The sequence below is a fragment of the Alteromonas sp. B31-7 genome (assembly GCF_015767655.1).
GTDB classification, from domain to species: domain Bacteria; phylum Pseudomonadota; class Gammaproteobacteria; order Enterobacterales; family Alteromonadaceae; genus Alteromonas; species Alteromonas australica.
In genome coordinates, this window is the sequence record NZ_CP065233.1 from 2,092,294 (window position 1) to 2,109,122 (window position 16,829).

Genomic DNA, 16,829 nt, shown 5'->3' on the forward strand with positions numbered 1-16,829 from the left:
CGAGTAGTAAATTGAACAAACATTGCGCATAATCAAGGCCTCATCGGTTTCATCTCCATTGGTAGCGATTTAATGCGGCGTGATTTTTTTCTGGTATTAGGGTTTATTACTCTATGCTGGCTAGCAGGTTGTGGCTCGACCTATTATAAACCAGAACCGCCTTCACTCGACTTAGCCCTGGTGCGCAAACCCGTTTATATTACTGACTATACAGATAAAAGCACAGTCGCGCTTTATTCCCAGTGCCTTTCCACTCCAACCCAAAGTACCCAGGGTGTGATAAATAGTTTGCTTTGTTCTCAAGCGCTTCTTGGGCGGACTGATGTAAGCAAGGCGAAAAGACAGTTTGCCTTAAAGCGTAATCGCGATGCGCTTAAACGATTGATTACGCTTAAAATCGCTAAAAAAGAAGATAAAGCGCATTTACATACCAGTATTAATTTAACGGTACCAATCCAGTTTGCTTCGTTAATGCGGGCAAAAGAACCAGCTCTACAACCTGAAATCATTGGCGAGTACGGGGTGGCCATCGTGGTGAAAGACGCAGCCTCACTTCAGGCACCAAAGCATTACTACCCGCAAGAAGGTGTTTATCGGGCTTATACCTTAATATTTGAGGGAGTGAAAATAGTCAATGGCGAAGCCTTTGTTTCTTTAGATGCAAAACCCATTGATAAGCGCACTACTGTGCGCGTTGGGAACAATGCCTATCTCGCCAGGTATTCTCCGGGTGCCGCGTACCTCGCTTTACTCAACGATGCAAACATAGACGCCTTAAGTTGGAAAGGGTTTGTGGGATCAAAACTCGCTGAACAGCGTCGTGGCATATATGTTATTGGCGAGCTTTCACACCATAAGATGCCGTTAATTATGGTACATGGACTTAACTCGGATCCTCTAGTATGGCGTTACCTCACCATGGCAGTACTTAACGATGAGTGGTTGAATGAGCGCTATCAAATATGGCATGTACTTTACCCCTCTGGACAGCCTCCTTTTTACAATGCCATGAAGATTAGACGTGAATTGCACAGCCTGATTGATGACATCGATAACCCTTTGATTACCCAAGAGGCAGTGTTTATTGGGCATAGTATGGGCGGTATTATCACTAAATTGCTGAGTACGCAATCTAACGATGATTTCTGGAAAACCACATTTGTGGCACCTCCAAGCATCATTTCTCAACAGCACGAAAAAGACATTCACGATTTGTTCTTCTTCGACCCTGTGTTTGAATCAAGTACCGTGTTTTATTTAGATACACCGCACAAAGGTTCAGCGCTAGCGACATCGGCGCTGGGTTACATTGGTTCTTCACTAGTATCAATTCCGGATAACTTAAAACACCTATTTTCTGACGTGCTGGAAACCTTAGGTTTAGATATTGTACAACCCGATATGCAACCGTTTATAAAAGATGCCAAATTTAAAAGTATTGATATGCTAAAGCCTGGCCACCCGCTAATGACCGCGTTATATAAAAAGAAAATAAAGGGTAGGGCATACTCTGTTATTGGTTCACGCAAAGAAACAGAATGTGACACCCGCGAGGTGTGTTTGTTACTCAGTGATGGCGTTGTTACCTACGACAGTGCTGATATACCAGACGCTTTAGAACGACTCATTGTGGTATCCAAACATAATTCGTTTAAGTCTCCTGAAGCGGTAGCATTTATTCTTGAACATCTATGAAGCAGCGTGCTACCCATTATGTTACGAATAGTGTCTCCTAAGGGAGAGACTTAAGCGTGTTGTCACATTCAAACCCCGTATGCAGATAGACGCGCCACTAGTTTCTCTTTTATTTGATACAAGGTCGATTTATTCCCGTCGCTAGACATAATAAGGATGACCAAATCTTGTTCGAAATCGTGAAATTTCAATGTGTGATGAGACGGATTTGAGCCATCATGCTGCCAGCTAAGCAAAGTATCCCTACTGTCTTTAGAAAACGAACCGAAATCATAGAGAGCGCGTTCACTTTGACCGGATAATTCATCACCGTCCAGTTTAGCTTGAACCCGTGAAAACGGGATTAATACATTTGATGTTAGCGCAATTTCAAATTTCATTAAATCTATCGGTGTAACATACACAGTTACGCCATTCAGAAACGTTGGGTAATCACCGTCAACCTTTTCAGGAGACGCGTCTTTCGCTGACAATTGTTGATAAGAGCCCCTCATTTGCGCTGGCTCGAATAGGTTGTTTTGCATAAAAGCTGAAAATGTCTGGTTTGTTACTGCTTCTATTACCAATGCTCGGGCAACAACATTCAAATTTGAGTATCGGTACCCGCTGCCTGGCTCAAATAAACCTTCACTGTTTAATAGTTGCGTTATCGCATCGGTGGTTAAAATTCCTTTTTTCCATTTTATCTTAGGTAAACCCGATGTGTGGCTGAGAATGTGGTGGATGGTTATGTTCTTCGCCCATTCAGGCAGATCAGTTAAGAATGTTGAGATCTTGTCTTCGTAAGATAATCGACCTTGCTCTTCAAGTAGCATAATGCCAACAGTAGTAAACTCCTTACCGACCGAACCAGGGCTAAACAGGTGTTTACGCGTTAGTTTTGTGGTCTTTTGGAAATCCGCGTAGCCAAAATACTCTTCAATGATGAGTTTGTCATTTTTGCTAACTAAGACTGCCCCATTGAATCCAGTTTCATCAATGTATTTGTGTATCTCAGTTAGATTTCTATTTGCCCCACTGCTATTAGCAAAGAGCTGTGGTGATAAACACAACAAAAATAAACATAAAAACTCTAGGTATAACTTCATACACTTCCCTCGAATGATAAGGTTAAGCTAAGAGGCGCTACCATGTGGCTAAAATTCGAATGGAGTAACTGCATTGTTGGGGAAGTGGACGGGTTGCTATGCGCCATAACTAAATACTACTGATCATTTTTACTGACCAGTCACCCCATGCTTGCCATTTGAAAATAGTGTGCATAGTAAGTACTAATAGGCAAAATAAAACAAACGATAACGCCGTGCTGGCATATAAACGGCCGTGTACTTTCCAGTCATAGAACATAAGAATTAGGTAGACTGAAAACATGAAAAGAAACATGGAATAGCCTGGTATTGAAAGCAAGTGTATAACACGGTTCAAGCCCTCTGGCATCATTTGAATTGCTGCAGCGATCATAAATCGTTTGTGGTGAGCCGGATTTTTTATATTTAGAATACCTAAACCATAAAGTACTAAGAAAATAAGCCACTGAAGAAAAGCGCCGCCTAGAAAACTACCAGCACGTAATCGGGCCTGTGCATCTTCTGGGTTAAAGACGCCAAAGCCTGCCAAGCGATGGTAAAACTCATACGCCATTATTGACCCAGTTAGTAAGATTCCAAGCACTAGAAAAACGCTCAGTTTTCCGAAAATTTTGTGCGTTGAATAGCTGCCTTTGCTTGCTAGTTTTATTTGAGTAAGAAGTAGTAAATACCACGCAGCACTGAAACCACCATGCAATCCAGTCCATAAGGTCACTCTACCTAGATTACTCGGATTAGATAGCCAATTTAGTGCAAAGCCACCAAATACTATGAAAGTAATAAAGAGTGCAAATAGACCAAAAAATTTACTGTCCGCATATCTGCTTTCAACTGGATTATTGCTAATTATGGTTGACTCCATGTCTAGATGATTCCTATTAGTTCTATAGAGGTAAAGTATGCCAAGTTGGCGATTAACGCGCCATTAAGAGCCTTTTAATTGTTTGGTTAGCATGTAAAGCGTAGCGGACTCTAGCAAACTAAAAGCCCTGCTTGGATGGTTAGTTTTACCTATTTACTTTTTACGTGATTTACGTTGTAAGCAGTGACAGAAATTGTAACTTTGTCACACTCTTTGCCCGGCGTTTTGCCTACACAACGACCAGCAAACCAGATGTCACCGTAGCCTATATGCATTCCATACGAATTAACAAATAGCTCGGAGAATTTTTGACGCTTAACTCTAGCCATCATTTCCGCGGTAACGATTTTAGAGTAATGGGTTATGAATTCTTTTTCAGTGTTAAAATACTCAGTTCTTGAATCAAAATTTACTTTAATAGGATAGCTATTTAGCTTTGCTAGCTTGTTAAAATTATTGAATTTAAGATAAAACAACTCTGTGCGAAATGCCAGATGTTATAGAATGTGTGGGGCAAGTGAGCGAGTTTAGAAGACTGCTGAAGCCGCCCCGCGTGTATGCGTCCCAGTGAACGAAGTGAGCGAACTTGATTTTTTTGTTAGGAGACATTACCCAAATGCCTCTACTTGCGTAACTAGTATTGATGCTGGAATGTCTATGCCGGTCAGGTTTTTCCCTGAAAGGTTTATCCCAACTACTTTCTCATCATCCTGTAGGATAGGTAAGAAGTGCTCCTTAAATTGTGCCCAGCTAACACTTTGTGCTTCTACGTCTCCGAGCAGTTCAGGATTCAGTTTTTTAAGCCTCTCGATTCTAGATTTGGAAGACCATAGGGGCAAAGATACTTTGTTGTCACTAACATCAAACTCTAAGAGTATTTCGTTTGGGAGGCAACCAAACCAAACTATTTGAGTCGCTGCGACTTCTTCGTAAAATTTGTTTGCTTGTGCCACGCCTGCTGACATTTCCTTGTCTCCTAACGCCCGCCTAAGACGCGGGGAAATTAATTGGACGCCTTTTTGCGTCGTTTCTTTTTGCAAAAAGTCGGACAAATTGTACCGTCTGAATTGATGCGCTTGTTAGGGCTTCGTTTAATATCTAAAGTAGCTCTGAAGCGGCTTCAGACATTTCTTTATAGTTATGACCAACATTTGGCACCACTTGGAGCCGCCAGTTAAATTCAAGCTTTTTACGATTTGACACTTCTTGAGCAAAATTAAAAAAATTAGTGCCTCGTTCAAGTCGATGACCACCTTGGACCATCGCATTTTTAGTTTGCCTAAGCTTGCCTAGTTCTGCACTTTTGTCCAACTCTCCAAGTAAAACTGTTAAGTCGGTGGAAAACGATTTTTCTAGTGGAGCATTAATATTTTGCAGCCCATAAGGATAGTCAGTAGAAACATCTGTAAAAGTGTAGAACCCAGCGTTGGCAGCAATTGCTTTTTTGATTCGATTAGTAGAGCCTAAAAGCACCATTCTATGAACGAACTGCCCACCCGCAGAATGGCCAAACATACTATAACCATCAAGTGAAAAGTCATTATTTTCATTAATGTAATCGAATATGTTCTCTATGACAGTATAAGACCATTCGCTTTCTGGATTCTTTACACCAAAGAAAGTTTGTAGATTTCCTTCTTGATAATCATTTGTTGTTACTCGATAGAATTCATTCTCAAACTCTGGAGCTATAAGTAAGATGTTTTTCCTTTCGGCAATATCAACCCAAGCATCAAGGTAGTTTTCAGCATTTCGTGCCATACCATGCATAACAAAAAGTACAGTATTATCAGGCTCCCAAGAATCCGGTTTATATGTCCAAACACGGATGCTTTTTCTTTCTGTATGCTTATAGGAAGACATTACGAAGTTACCCTTGCCGATTTCGAGTGGTTTAGGAGTAGTTAACTCAGGTCCTTTAGGTAAAACATAAAGATATAAGTAACCAAAGACTACAAGAAAGGCTACGATAGTTAAAAAAGATAAGATTGTAATTTTCAATATTTTCATTGACTCTTTCCTTGAGATTAAAATTAATTGGCCCTAATTTTCCAATAACGGGCGCAGGCATGTGGGGCATAATGGCGAAGCCGCCCCGCGTATAGGCGTCCCAGCGACCGAAGGGAGTGCCAACAGCGTTTTGTTAGCTGCGTTTTTGCCACGTTCTTGGAGCTCTGCTTGTATGCATAACAGCAAATACCAGAACTTTATTGCCATACATTTTGTAAAAAACACCAAATGGAAAGTGCCCGATGAGTACGCAGCGAAAATCCCGGTACACTTTCTGGTAAATCTCTGGGTTTTCTATGATGTTAATCAATGCTGATTCTACAGAGGCAATAAAATCATTTCCTAGCCCAGTTTGGCATTGTCGATATTAAGAATATGCCTCTTTGATATCTTCTTCTGCTTCCGGCCTGATAGATAAAATAAATTTCATTAGCCAGTGATTCTGCTCTTAACATCGCTCCAACTTGAACCAAAGTCTTGGTCAGCTTCGAAGGACTTTATTCTATCGTTAAGAAGCTGAGCTTGCTCTTTTGATAATTCAATAGAATCTTGTTCAGCAGCTACTGAGTCCCAAATCCTCTGGGCGAGTTCAACTTTTTCTATAGCTGAGAGGTTCTCTATTTTCATAGCAGGTCTCCTAATATATCTAGTGCTACAAGTATAATTGTTTATTAGACAAAAGGCATTTCGTTTTCATTGAAGCAGCTACCTTTCCAATAACGGGCGCAGGCATGTGGGGCGATAATGGCGAAGCCGCCTGCATGTTTGCGTCCCAGCGAGCGACATAATTTGCTTGTTATGTGGCAATACTGTCATATGTTTTACCGATCTCAAATTGAGCATCGTTTAATTTGACGATGATTTCTGCCTTTGAGTTTTCACCTTTCACATAATCGAAAGGTGGCGATTGAATAAAAAAGTCGTTTTGCAGTGTACCAAATGAATGAAGAACATATCCCTTTTGCACATGAACAGCACACGACGGAGACATTTTAGGCAGCGATACTCTAGAGCTTGAACCATTACAATCAGCGCCATCGCCATAAACATCCAATAAGCCAGGAATAAGGTTAGCTTCTTGGAGTTTTGATTCGACAATTATTTCCCAATTTGCCTGTAGCCAATCTGCCAATAAGTCTTCAGATAAAACGCCATTCATAGTGACGAAGTTTAGTAGCAGAAATTGCCTGTAAATTTCTAAAACATCCTGTAAATGCAATGTCCCCTCCTTGCCACATAACTTTTTAAATAAGGGGCGCAGACATGTGGGCTAAAATCCGAACGAAGTGAGTCAGCCCACATGTTTGCGTCCCAGCCCGCGCAGCGGGCGTACTTAATTTTTTTGTTATATTGCATTTTTCAATACAGCCTTTGTTTTACCAAGAGGGTTAACCGCTAGGCGCTGAAGCTGCATCCCAAAGTTACAAATTGCTTGAGGCTCGACTTTCATATCAAAGTTAACTTTATAGTTTTCGTTTCTGACATTTGTGAAAGATTCGATGTGAGCAATAGTAACAGCAAACATTGTATGTCCAGAATTGTCTATACAGAAAGCATGAATGGAGAAATATGAAAGATCGGGGGGGGAACGGCTTTTGAACTCGAACTCATCTTTTGTGTTTCGAGGAAATTTCTCAAGAAGCTTTCCCAGATGATCAATCTCCTCTCTATTTGTATAGCAATCTGCTTGACCAGAGAACTGCCCATTACTACCGAATATAGAGATTTCAAATAAAGATTCATCTTCCCATATTGATGAAACTACGAGCTGACTTTCCATGTTACTCCTGCAATATAACTTTCCAATAACGGGAGCAGGCACGTGGGGCATAATGGCGAAGCCGCCCCGCGTGTATGCGTCCCAGCGAACGAAGTGAGCGGCAACAGCGTATTGTTAGCTGCCATGGCCTACTCCCCGCTGTTTCATATAATTTGCGAGCTGAACTGAATCGTTGTTTTGGCTACCAAGTAATGCTTTATAAACGCCAACTTGATCTTCGCTTTTCTTGTGCTGACCCAGTTTTTCTTTTCCGTGAATTTCGGTTACAACTACTTTGAATCCAACCACTGCCTTTAATAATCTTTGAATATATTCTTGCGGCATGAATTCTGAGCTATCTAATATCTCAGGCTCGTACTTATGAACTAATGAGTTTATTGCCCTTAGCGTTTCAGTTGCATCCAGTTCATGAAATATTCCAAAACAATGCACTGACGCGTAGTTCCATGTTGGGACCGCTGGTTTTGAAGAATACCAAGTAGGAGAAATATATGAATGCGGCCCATTAAATAGAACAGATACTTTCTTTCTAGATAAATCTTTCCATTGTGGGTTAGCTCGAGCCATGTGCCCAATTATGCAGCCACTTTCATTTTCTGAGGTATCAAAAATTAGAGGAAGGCGCGTTGCCTCTAAATCTTGAGTGATTAACGTACCAAAACCAAACTCCGATATAAACGCACTAATTGAATGAATATCTGGCATTTCCATGTTTTTTGGGGTGTACATTCAAGTCCTTAATGCTAATGGCAGCTAACTTTTAAATAAGGGGCGCAGGCATGTGGGGCATAATGGCGAAGCCGCCCCGCGTGTATGCGTCCCAGCGAACGCAGTGAGTGACTTGATTTTTTTGTTATACGCAATTGCCAAATTTAACCGCCATATTGCATTACTAAGTAAAAGCCAAAAACTAAACATACCGAAACAGAACAAGGAATACCAAACAAGAGCAATTTTTGTTTTGACGCCAGCGGCTTTGAACTAGCTAAAAGCGTAACACAAGGAAGCAATTGTGATATGAAAATAGGAATGATGAAAACACTTACTGGGTAGCCAAGATAATTTGCGATGAAATCGCCAGCATTACCTGCATACCAAATTTGAAGTACGAAATTGAGTAAGCAAATTAATACAACAAGCCCAATAAATTCCTTTTTATTCACAGATTTCCTTTTGCGTATAACTTTCCAATAACGGGCGCAGGCACGTGGGGCATAATGGCGAAGCCGCCCCGCGTGTATGCGTCCCAGCGAACGAAGTGAGAGTGTTGATTGGGTTGTTAGGTACGTTTATAAACATCGGAGCGATGCCCGATTTTTATCACCTGTACTACAAGCTCGTTTTCTCGGATTTCATAAATTATTCTATAAAGACCTTGCCGGATACGATACAAGTCGAGTCCACTAAGTTTAATTGCTCCATCCCTTCGCGGGTTTTCAGCTAATAAGTCAATTTTGGCGAGGATCTTTTTAACGTCCGACTTGGGAATTGCCCTAAAATCTTTTGCTACTGACTTCTTGAAAGTGACGCTATATTTTTCCATCAGCTTCCAAAGTGTTTAGCAAGTCCTCATAGGAGATTTCGGGCTCTTTGGCCCTTTGTCTTACCGCAGCCAAATCATCTTGATCTTCTTTCATAAGGAGTCTTACTGCTTCATCAATCAGTTCTGATATTGAGGTATCTGATGATGCTGCCCGCAGTTTCAAAGCATTATGAATTGCTGGTTCGAAGTAGACAGTTGATCGTTTTGATAAAGTACTCATGAATAAGCCTCCATTTAAGTAACATTAAAACATTATAGCGTTAAAATGTCAGTTGGGCTAATTTTTACTCAAGAGGACCTAACTTTAAGCTAAGGGGCGCTAGCATGTGGGCTAAAATCCGAACGAAGTGAGTCAGCCCACATGTTAGCGTCCCAGCAACCGAAGGGAGTTGCTTGAGCGTTTTGTATGGATAATTATTCCCTAAATTCACCACATTTCCTTTTCAAAGATGGGTAAAGTGAGGCCCAGACTTTGGCTGCAACCAAAGTTGGCTGCGTGGTAGTTCGATTAAGCGAAGGCTCCTCAATTGAGAGACCGATAACAAACATGAACGCCACACAGTGCTCCAAGCAACATACTCGAATAGTCGACTGGGCCTCGAGCTCGCATTTAGCAAACCAGAGTTAGCTTATTATGAATAAATTAGTAGTGCAAAACTTAAACGTGGGTGTAGATGTAGGTAAAGATTTTCTCGATATACACATTCGGCCTTTGGGCGAATACCTCAAAGTGAGTAACGATAAGAAAGGCATAGGGGAGGCGATAAAGAGGCTCAGGAAATTGACCGTTGAGCGTATAGTCATTGAGGCAACAGGGCGCTATGAAATTGCCTTTGTGAGTGCTTGTGCGAAAGCAGCATTACCTTTTAGTGTCGTAAATCCTATTCATGTTAAACGCTTTGCTGGCGCCATTGGCCGTAAAGCTAAAACGGATAAACTTGATGCGGCGTTGATAGCGAATTTTAGTGAGGTAATTCAACCTGCCTTGTCGACACTAAAGCCCGAGAACATTCAGAAGATGGCTGACACTGTAGCCCGCAGAAATCAGCTTTTAGAGATGCAGACCCGTGAGAAAAACCGCCTTCAAATCATGCCGAAAACTGTTCAATCAAGCATAAAGGCAATATTAACAGTTTTGAAAAAGCAAATTCAAAAGATGGACGACGAATTAGCTGATTTAATTGAAAGCTGTCCAGAATACCAAGCAAAAAGTGAACTGGTTCAAAGTATGCCAGGGATCGGAAAGGTGTCAGCTGCGGCTCTCATCAGTTATTTACCAGAGCTTGGTATGATGAATAGTAAACAAGTGGCCGCCCTTGTTGGCGTCGCACCAATGAACAAGGAAAGCGGTCGCTACAAAGGTAAGCAAGTTACTCAAGGTGGCCGACACCAAGTTAGAACCGTTTTGTTTATGGCAATGATGTCAGCGATGCAATGCAACGCTAAATTTAAAGCCACTTATGAGAGGCTGGTAGCCGCAGGTAAGCCGAAAAAAGTCGCCATCATTGCCTGTGTTAGGAAGATGGTTGTCATATTAAACTCAATGGTTAGAGATGGTGTAATGTGGGAAGAAAAAGCGGCTTAATGTTTGAGTTGACACCATAGTCGTTTGTTATAACTCAATTCCTGATGATGTATGAATACTCGTTACCACGATCATCGTGAGCAATTGCCTTAACGCAAATACTTCTAAGAAGAGTCACATATACTTCTGTACGGTAATCAGTAAGTTTTTCTATATCTACGCCCAAGCTTGAAGCCATTTTAGGCAACCAATCTAAATAAAAGCCTATGGAGCGTTTTACTCGGTCTGAGAGTTCAGGATCTTGCTGTTCAGTGTAGGGTAGCCACTGAACGACGACTTTTCTTCCTTTACGTTTTCCAGCCAACTCGAAAAGATCTTCAAAGATAAATTTATCATCAAGATAGTTACAACCTCCCACAAACGAGTGGGTAAAATGGTGAACCAATGGCTTGAAGTTTTTATATTTCACCGAACCGTCCTTGAGTTATAACTTTTGAATAAGGGGCGCAGGCATGTGGGCTAAAATCCGAACGAAGTGAGCAGCCCATATGTTTGCGTCCCAGCCCGCGCAGCGGGCGAGCTTAATTTTTTTGTTATACGTACCTTACTGAACCAACCACTAAAAGTATAAAAGAAAGAAGAAAATATTTACGACTATCAGTGGTGAAGCCAACATTTTGTTTAAACCAAATCCTTACTGGTCTGCTTAACATATAAGGTGATAGCAACAATCCGCGTAATAAACATAAGATACCTAATGTCATAGCGATAGAGCCAAAGTTTAGTGTGTTAGTTTTTTGGAAAGTCATTGCTTCTATAAGAATCACGGTTGCCATAGCTACTTTGATTAATACTTTAGTCCGCTGGACTTTAATTGCTTCGTCTTCCATTGAGAGTAAATCCTAAAAGTACGTATAACTTTTCAATAACGGGCGCAGGCACGTAGGGCATAATTGCGAAGCCGCCCTGCGTGTATGCGTCCCAGCGAACGAAGTGAGTGAGTTTATTGAGTTGTTAGGTGCTCACGGACCATGAATATACAAGTTCGCCATTAAAAAAGCACCCCACGAAAAAAAGCAAACAATGAGACAAAGCGATACATAAGATTTCATGCTTCCTAACTTCGCAATAACAATCGACCTGACAGAGGAAAAAAACCAGCCCAAAATTAGGAATGGTAAAATCCATAATGAAAGTATCCCAAGTCCGAAATACCATGATCCATCCGTACCAATTATGCTTGCAGTAAATGGAGCAAACCAAATAATCCAGTACGTCACACAATAGAATGCTACACCGAAATAAATATATGGAAGAAACTTCAAATTAGTGACACCTAACGCCCTGTTAAGGGGCAAAATTTAGTTGGCTAAAATGTTGAGGAACGAAAACAGCCAACTAAATTTTGTCCCGCTTGAACAGCTTGTTATATTTACCCTTTGCCATTCTTTAAATAATATTCATGCATTACTGAACCAGAACAAACTTCGCCCTCTGTACTACCCTTAACCACTCTTTCAAAAAGGCAATACGTTGAAGTGTGAGTCTCATTTTATAACCAGAGTAACACATAGGAAAAACACTCCCGTAATACATGGGTTCATCTGCCTTTGGATATTTTCAAATTCAGATCTAGCTCAAGTTGGATTTCCCAGTTTTGTTGCGATTTCTCTAGGTTAGTAAGAAATTTAGTTTCCCCTTTATATAGCCTTTGAACCTCTTTAATTACTCGGTGCAGTTCAGACTCAGCTTTTTTGTAATCAATACCTGCACATTGATTCATATCTCGTTGACTCATTGCTGTTTCAAGACATGACGCCGTTTCTTCAGAATAAACATTTAGACTAAATAATATAGTTATTAAGAAACTAATTCTGGCAATAAACACTGGACTTCCTTGGTAAATATAACTTTAAGCTAAGGGGCGCAGATACGTGGGGCATAATGGCGAAGCCGCCCCCGCGTATAGGCGTCCCAGCGACCGAAGGGAGTGAACTTGAGCGCTTTGTTAGAAGCAGAGCCTGTTCCTTTGGCCTAATTAAAAACTAATAAAGTCAGCATACGACTGATTATTAACACAAACAAGCAAAATGCCAATGCAGTGATGTAGGTGATTTGTCAGAAGTAAGCTGCCATTTGAGCTACCAAGTGCAATGGCGCTTGCTAAACTGAATTAATAACTTGGCGATAAAGCGCCTATTGCGCGACCTTTGAATTTGATGCAGCGAAGTTAAAACCACCTAAAGCCGTAGCGATTTTTGAAGCAGTAGGTGAGGGCGGTTGAACTGATATCTTTATAAAGCAAAATGCAGTTTAGGCTGCCGCCTTCTAACGCTAAGCTTTGGGGCGCTAGCACGTGGGCTAAAATCCGAGCGAAGCGAGCCAGCCCATGTGTTAGCGTCCCAGCGACCGAAGGGAGTGCCAACAGCGTTTTGTTAGCGTTCATTTATGCAGCCGGGTAAAACAACGGGTATTGAAAACTTTATTCGAGACTCTGACTTGTTAGACGATTCTGTTTTTCCACCACCGCCTATACCAATTGAAGCTATTGAAAGCTTTGCTTCAGCAGAGCCTTGCTGCCCTGACTCAACAACAACTGCTACATCAAAATCTACTTTTTGAACTATTCGTGAGTCAGGTTTGTAAGTCATGCTTCGGATCTCGAGACTTTGTTCTACCGTAAGCTTGAGCATTATCCGTATGCATCTTGACATAAACAGGGTTTATCATAGCTTCTGAGTCTACAAGCTCAGCATTTGCTTCTTCAATTCCCTTGCTAATTTGGACCAATGATTCTTTAACGAAGTCTTTTAATTCCATTTAATTCTCCTTTGAACGCTAACACCCACATAAGGGGCAGTAACGCGAGGGCTAAAATCCGAGCGAAGCGACAGAGCCCACGTGTTACTGTCCCAGCGAGCCTGCGAGCGGCTTAATGTGTTTGTTATACGGCATTCACAGGGATGGCGCGTATGCATTTAATACAAAAAACACAAATAAACCAAGTACTATAAAAATCACATTTCTTGCTGAAGACCTAATTAAATTTGCAGGCTCAGACTGCAATTCATCTACATATGTTAATGGATAAATAATCGTCAACAAAATACCTAGCCCAATAAATGAGATTCCTAGACAGAAAAAGTAAATTATTTTCCAATGACGAATAAACTTTCTCGTATCTACGTCACGCAATAAGCGGCTACCCTCTATATTATCGCTTTTGACATATGCAGCAGCTCCAAGAAAAGACAGCGTCCATAAATCTAATAAGGATTGTGGAAGTGTAATTCTAAATATTCCAAGAACCTCGTTGATGACAAAGCGATAATACTCAACTACGTTGGCAAATACGCCTGACAAACCTATATCAAAGACCTGTTGGCAAAAACTGATTAAGCTAAGAGTACTTACTACAATTGTAAGAAACTTAGAAAGCTGGTTCATAAGGTTGAGTTAACCATGTCGTATAACGCCCGCATAACGGGCAAAAATACGTAGGCTATAATACCGAGCGAAGCGAGGGGAGCCTACGTGTTTTTGTCCCTGGCGAGCGCAGCGAGGTGTCCGTCCGGTAATCCCCACATTCAATTCATAAGTTAGCTCCGGCATGGTGCTCTCTTTGCAAAGGAGAATGACCATGCAGCAACATCAACGAAGAGACGTGCAAGACTGGCTCAATTTATTTGACCAACAAAAACAAAGCGGACTCACTGCGGTGGCGTTTTGTCGCCAGCAACAGATTAATGTTCAAACATACTACACTAGGCGTCGTGATATCAGGCTACAGCGAACAAATAGTAAGTTCGTTCAGGTTAAGCGTGAAGTCACTAAAGTTGAGTCATACACTGAGGAAATGGGTGGCGACCTCCTCCTGAAATTGGGAAACGCAGAACTTACCGTGCCAACCACTACTAACCCTCATTGGGTTGCCGCCGTGATGAAGGTATTGGCCGAATGAAGATGTTCGTTGAGCCTGCCGACATTTATTTATACATGGAAATCGTCGACTTCCGTAAATCAATTAACGGCTTACTTGTCGTGGTTGAGCAGGATATGAATCTCAACCCGTTCCGTGATGCATTGTTCGTCTTCTGCAATAAAAAGCGCGATAAGCTAAAAATACTCTATTGGGATAAAACGGGGTTCGCACTCTGGTACAAACGACTTGAGAAGCATCGGTTTAAATGGCCTGTCGATGAGAATTTACAGCAGATGCATGTGAGTGAGCAGCAGTTGCAATGGTTATTATCCGGCTTTGATGTGATTGGCCATCAGCCCTTAAATTACACTGCATCCGGCTTATAACCTGTGATCATAAGTAGCGATTAACGATCGCAAAATTGTCTTAATAATGTCGGGTAATCAGTATCTTATTGCATGATAATAAGGTCATGAATATTGATATCGAAAACTTACCCGACGACCCCGCGACACTGAAAAAGATGTTGTCGCAGGTTATGTCTCGCTATCTATATCTCGAAGAACAGTTTCGTATTGCCCAGCACAAGCAGTTCGGTAAAAGTACTGAAGGCCACCCTGGGCAAGGTGAGTTGTTTAATGAAGCGGAAGAACTGGTCGTTGAATCTGAAACCGCCGAAGAAACGATGAGCTACACCCGCAAAAAGGCGACACGTAAACCGCTGCCTAAAGACCTGCCTCGTGAAGTTATCGTTCACGATATTAGCGACGAAGAAAAAATCTGTGGCTGTTGTGCGGGCGAATTACATCGCATTGGTGAAGATAAGTCAGAGAAGCTTCAGTTTATCCCCGCTCAGGTAAAAGTGATTGAGCATGTTCGTCCTAAATATGCGTGCCGTACTTGTGAAAAAGACGGCATCAGCAATAAGGTGAAGCAAGCGCCAGTGCCTCACAGTGTTATCCCCAAAGGATATGCAACGCCAAGCTTGTTAAGTCAAATCATTACCAGCAAATATCAGTATGGGCTACCGCTTTATCGACAAGAAGCAATGTTTAAACAGCATGGTATCGAGCTAAGCCGTAAAACCATGGCTGATTGGATAATCCGCTGCGCTGAGTTATTTAAACCGCTTTATGAGCAGCTTCATCAACACCTGTTAAAGCAACCTGTTATCGCGGCGGATGAAACCACGCTAAAAGTGGTTGAGTCTGAAAAAGCGAACAGCTATATGTGGTTGTACGCCAGTGGCGCTGATTCACCTAGCGGTAATATCCCCGATACAGCGACATCCAATATCGTGTTGTACGATTATCACAATAGTCGCGCTGGGCAATGCGCAGTAGACTTCCTTGATGGCTATAACGGCTACCTGCAAGTAGATGGCTATCAAGGCTATGAGCAAACGCAAGCCACACTCATTGGTTGTTGGGCACATGCACGCCGTAAGTTTATGGAAGCCAAAAAAGGTGCAGGAAAGAAAGGCAGTGGCAAAGCAGATTGGGCGCTCAATCACATCCAAAAGCTCTACCGCATAGAAACCCAGCTAAAAGATAAAGCGGTAGAAGTGCGCTACAGCACAAGACAAGAAAAAAGCCTGCCGTTACTCAATCAGTTTTACACATGGCTAACGAAATCAGTCCAGCAAGTACTACCTAAAACCAAATTAGGTGAAGCGATACAATACTGCTTGAACCAATGGGAAAAGCTCGAGCGTTATACACTAGACGGCCAACTAAGTATCGATAATAATCGCGCTGAGCGCGCGATTAAACCGTTCGTCATAGGCAGAAAAAACTGGCTATTTAGTCAAACCGCCACGGGCGCAAACGCCAGCGCAGTGCTCTACAGCATCATCGAAACCGCTAAAGCTAACGACCTCAATGTGTTCGAGTATGTGATGACTTGCCTTGATGAACTCAGCAAGCCCGACGTCGATATCGAGCAACTTCTACCATGGCAATTTGCTAAGCGTTAGGTGGGATTACCGGACGCGCACGCAGCGAGTGTTAATGCGTTTGTTAGAAGCAGAGCCTGTTCCATTGGCTTTTTTAAAAAATAATAAAGCCAGCATACGATTGATTATTAACACAAACAAGTAAAACGTCAGCGTAGTGACGTAGGTGATTTGACTGAAGCGAACCGCCCTATGAATTACCAAGTGCAATGGCGCTTGCTAACTGAAAATAAGAGCTAGCCGATAAAGCGCCTATTGCGCAACCTTTTAAGTAAGCGCGGAGACATTAAAACTACCAATGCTTTGGCGATGATTGAAACAACAGGTGAGGGTAGTTGAACTGGAATTTTTATAAAGCCAAACGCAGTTTAGGCTGACGCCTTCTAACTTTTCAATAACGGGCGCAGGCACGTAGGGCATAATGGCGAAGCCGCCCTGCGTGTATGCGTC

23 protein-coding genes are annotated in these 16,829 nt (G+C 41.9%); 5 read left to right on the forward strand and 18 right to left on the reverse strand.

Features of this window, described 5'->3' with window-relative positions:
- Positions 1-72 precede the first annotated feature (72 nt).
- Positions 73-1,695, forward strand: coding sequence for an esterase/lipase family protein (locus IUA53_RS08850; protein ID WP_196899237.1), 1,623 nt, complete (start codon positions 73-75; stop codon positions 1,693-1,695).
- A 68-nt stretch (positions 1,696-1,763) separates the two neighbouring features.
- Here the strand turns inward: IUA53_RS08850 and IUA53_RS08855 are convergent, their stop codons facing one another.
- From IUA53_RS08855 to IUA53_RS08910, 12 genes are all read right to left on the reverse strand, one after another.
- Complete coding sequence (locus IUA53_RS08855) at positions 1,764-2,783, reverse strand: serine hydrolase domain-containing protein (RefSeq protein WP_052806649.1); 1,020 nt, start codon at positions 2,781-2,783, stop codon at positions 1,764-1,766.
- A 109-nt stretch (positions 2,784-2,892) separates the two neighbouring features.
- Positions 2,893-3,645: a hypothetical protein gene (locus tag IUA53_RS08860; protein WP_044447277.1), complete on the reverse strand. Its 753-nt coding sequence runs from the start codon at positions 3,643-3,645 to the stop codon at positions 2,893-2,895.
- A gap of 608 nt (positions 3,646-4,253) precedes the next feature.
- The gene (locus tag IUA53_RS08865) at positions 4,254-4,610 is read right to left on the reverse strand and encodes a DUF2750 domain-containing protein (protein ID WP_044447280.1); all 357 of its coding nucleotides are present in this window, start codon (positions 4,608-4,610) and stop codon (positions 4,254-4,256) included.
- A 133-nt stretch (positions 4,611-4,743) separates the two neighbouring features.
- The gene (locus IUA53_RS08870) at positions 4,744-5,655 is read right to left on the reverse strand and encodes an alpha/beta hydrolase (protein ID WP_052806650.1); all 912 of its coding nucleotides are present in this window, start codon (positions 5,653-5,655) and stop codon (positions 4,744-4,746) included.
- Between the two features lie 133 nt (positions 5,656-5,788).
- Positions 5,789-5,986, reverse strand: a complete 198-nt coding sequence (locus IUA53_RS20455) for a type II toxin-antitoxin system RelE/ParE family toxin (RefSeq protein ID WP_082052884.1) — start codon at positions 5,984-5,986, stop codon at positions 5,789-5,791.
- Positions 5,987-6,084: 98 nt separating this feature from the next.
- The gene (locus IUA53_RS08880; RefSeq protein ID WP_044447282.1) at positions 6,085-6,282 is read right to left on the reverse strand and encodes an addiction module protein; all 198 of its coding nucleotides are present in this window, start codon (positions 6,280-6,282) and stop codon (positions 6,085-6,087) included.
- 169 nt (positions 6,283-6,451) lie between these two features.
- Positions 6,452-6,874, reverse strand: coding sequence for a hypothetical protein (locus tag IUA53_RS08885; RefSeq protein ID WP_044447283.1), 423 nt, complete (start codon positions 6,872-6,874; stop codon positions 6,452-6,454).
- Positions 6,875-7,000: 126 nt separating this feature from the next.
- Entirely contained in the window at positions 7,001-7,435 is a 435-nt protein-coding gene (locus IUA53_RS08890) for a hypothetical protein (protein WP_044447285.1), read from the reverse strand.
- A gap of 114 nt (positions 7,436-7,549) precedes the next feature.
- Complete coding sequence (locus tag IUA53_RS08895; protein ID WP_196899239.1) at positions 7,550-8,164, reverse strand: FMN-binding negative transcriptional regulator; 615 nt, start codon at positions 8,162-8,164, stop codon at positions 7,550-7,552.
- A 143-nt stretch (positions 8,165-8,307) separates the two neighbouring features.
- On the reverse strand, positions 8,308-8,598 hold the full coding sequence (locus IUA53_RS08900; protein WP_044447290.1) for a hypothetical protein: 291 nt from the start codon (positions 8,596-8,598) through the stop codon (positions 8,308-8,310).
- Positions 8,599-8,714: 116 nt separating this feature from the next.
- Positions 8,715-8,978 (reverse strand): type II toxin-antitoxin system RelE family toxin, encoded by a 264-nt coding sequence (locus IUA53_RS08905; protein WP_044447293.1) that lies wholly within the window; start codon positions 8,976-8,978, stop codon positions 8,715-8,717.
- A complete protein-coding gene (locus IUA53_RS08910) occupies positions 8,965-9,198 on the reverse strand; it encodes a ribbon-helix-helix domain-containing protein (RefSeq protein ID WP_196899241.1) in 234 nt (77 codons plus the stop codon). The genes IUA53_RS08905 and IUA53_RS08910 overlap by 14 nt, the downstream gene beginning before the upstream one ends.
- 414 nt (positions 9,199-9,612) lie before the next feature.
- On the opposite strand from IUA53_RS08910, the gene IUA53_RS08915 reads away from it, so the two are divergent.
- On the forward strand, positions 9,613-10,563 hold the full coding sequence (locus IUA53_RS08915; RefSeq protein WP_196899243.1) for an IS110 family transposase: 951 nt from the start codon (positions 9,613-9,615) through the stop codon (positions 10,561-10,563).
- A gap of 34 nt (positions 10,564-10,597) precedes the next feature.
- Here IUA53_RS08915 and IUA53_RS08920 read toward each other — a convergent pair whose 3' ends face one another.
- The 6 genes from IUA53_RS08920 to IUA53_RS08945 form a co-directional block, all read right to left on the reverse strand.
- Complete coding sequence (locus IUA53_RS08920; protein ID WP_196899245.1) at positions 10,598-10,972, reverse strand: hypothetical protein; 375 nt, start codon at positions 10,970-10,972, stop codon at positions 10,598-10,600.
- A gap of 124 nt (positions 10,973-11,096) precedes the next feature.
- Positions 11,097-11,393, reverse strand: a complete 297-nt coding sequence (locus IUA53_RS08925) for a hypothetical protein (protein ID WP_196899247.1) — start codon at positions 11,391-11,393, stop codon at positions 11,097-11,099.
- Between the two features lie 710 nt (positions 11,394-12,103).
- Positions 12,104-12,391, reverse strand: coding sequence for a lysozyme inhibitor LprI family protein (locus tag IUA53_RS08930; RefSeq protein WP_196899250.1), 288 nt, complete (start codon positions 12,389-12,391; stop codon positions 12,104-12,106).
- 547 nt (positions 12,392-12,938) lie between these two features.
- Positions 12,939-13,154, reverse strand: coding sequence for a hypothetical protein (locus tag IUA53_RS08935; protein ID WP_196899252.1), 216 nt, complete (start codon positions 13,152-13,154; stop codon positions 12,939-12,941).
- Complete coding sequence (locus tag IUA53_RS08940; RefSeq protein ID WP_196899254.1) at positions 13,138-13,323, reverse strand: hypothetical protein; 186 nt, start codon at positions 13,321-13,323, stop codon at positions 13,138-13,140. Before IUA53_RS08940 ends, IUA53_RS08935 begins: the two co-directional genes overlap by 17 nt.
- Positions 13,324-13,458: 135 nt before the next feature.
- Positions 13,459-13,950, reverse strand: coding sequence for a hypothetical protein (locus tag IUA53_RS08945; protein WP_196899255.1), 492 nt, complete (start codon positions 13,948-13,950; stop codon positions 13,459-13,461).
- A gap of 193 nt (positions 13,951-14,143) precedes the next feature.
- Here IUA53_RS08945 and tnpA point away from each other — a divergent pair, with 193 nt between their 5' ends.
- The 3 genes from tnpA (at position 14,144) to tnpC (ending at position 16,400) form a co-directional block, all read left to right on the forward strand.
- On the forward strand, positions 14,144-14,464 hold the full coding sequence (gene tnpA / locus IUA53_RS08950; protein WP_014979025.1) for an IS66 family insertion sequence element accessory protein TnpA: 321 nt from the start codon (positions 14,144-14,146) through the stop codon (positions 14,462-14,464).
- Positions 14,461-14,811 carry an IS66 family insertion sequence element accessory protein TnpB gene (gene tnpB, locus IUA53_RS08955; RefSeq protein WP_014979024.1) on the forward strand — a complete coding sequence of 117 codons (351 nt, stop codon included), beginning with the start codon at positions 14,461-14,463 and terminating at the stop codon, positions 14,809-14,811. Before tnpA ends, tnpB begins: the two co-directional genes overlap by 4 nt.
- Before the next feature lie 86 nt (positions 14,812-14,897).
- Entirely contained in the window at positions 14,898-16,400 is a 1,503-nt protein-coding gene (tnpC, locus tag IUA53_RS08960) for an IS66 family transposase (protein WP_196898098.1), read from the forward strand.
- Positions 16,401-16,829: the final 429 nt, after the last annotated feature.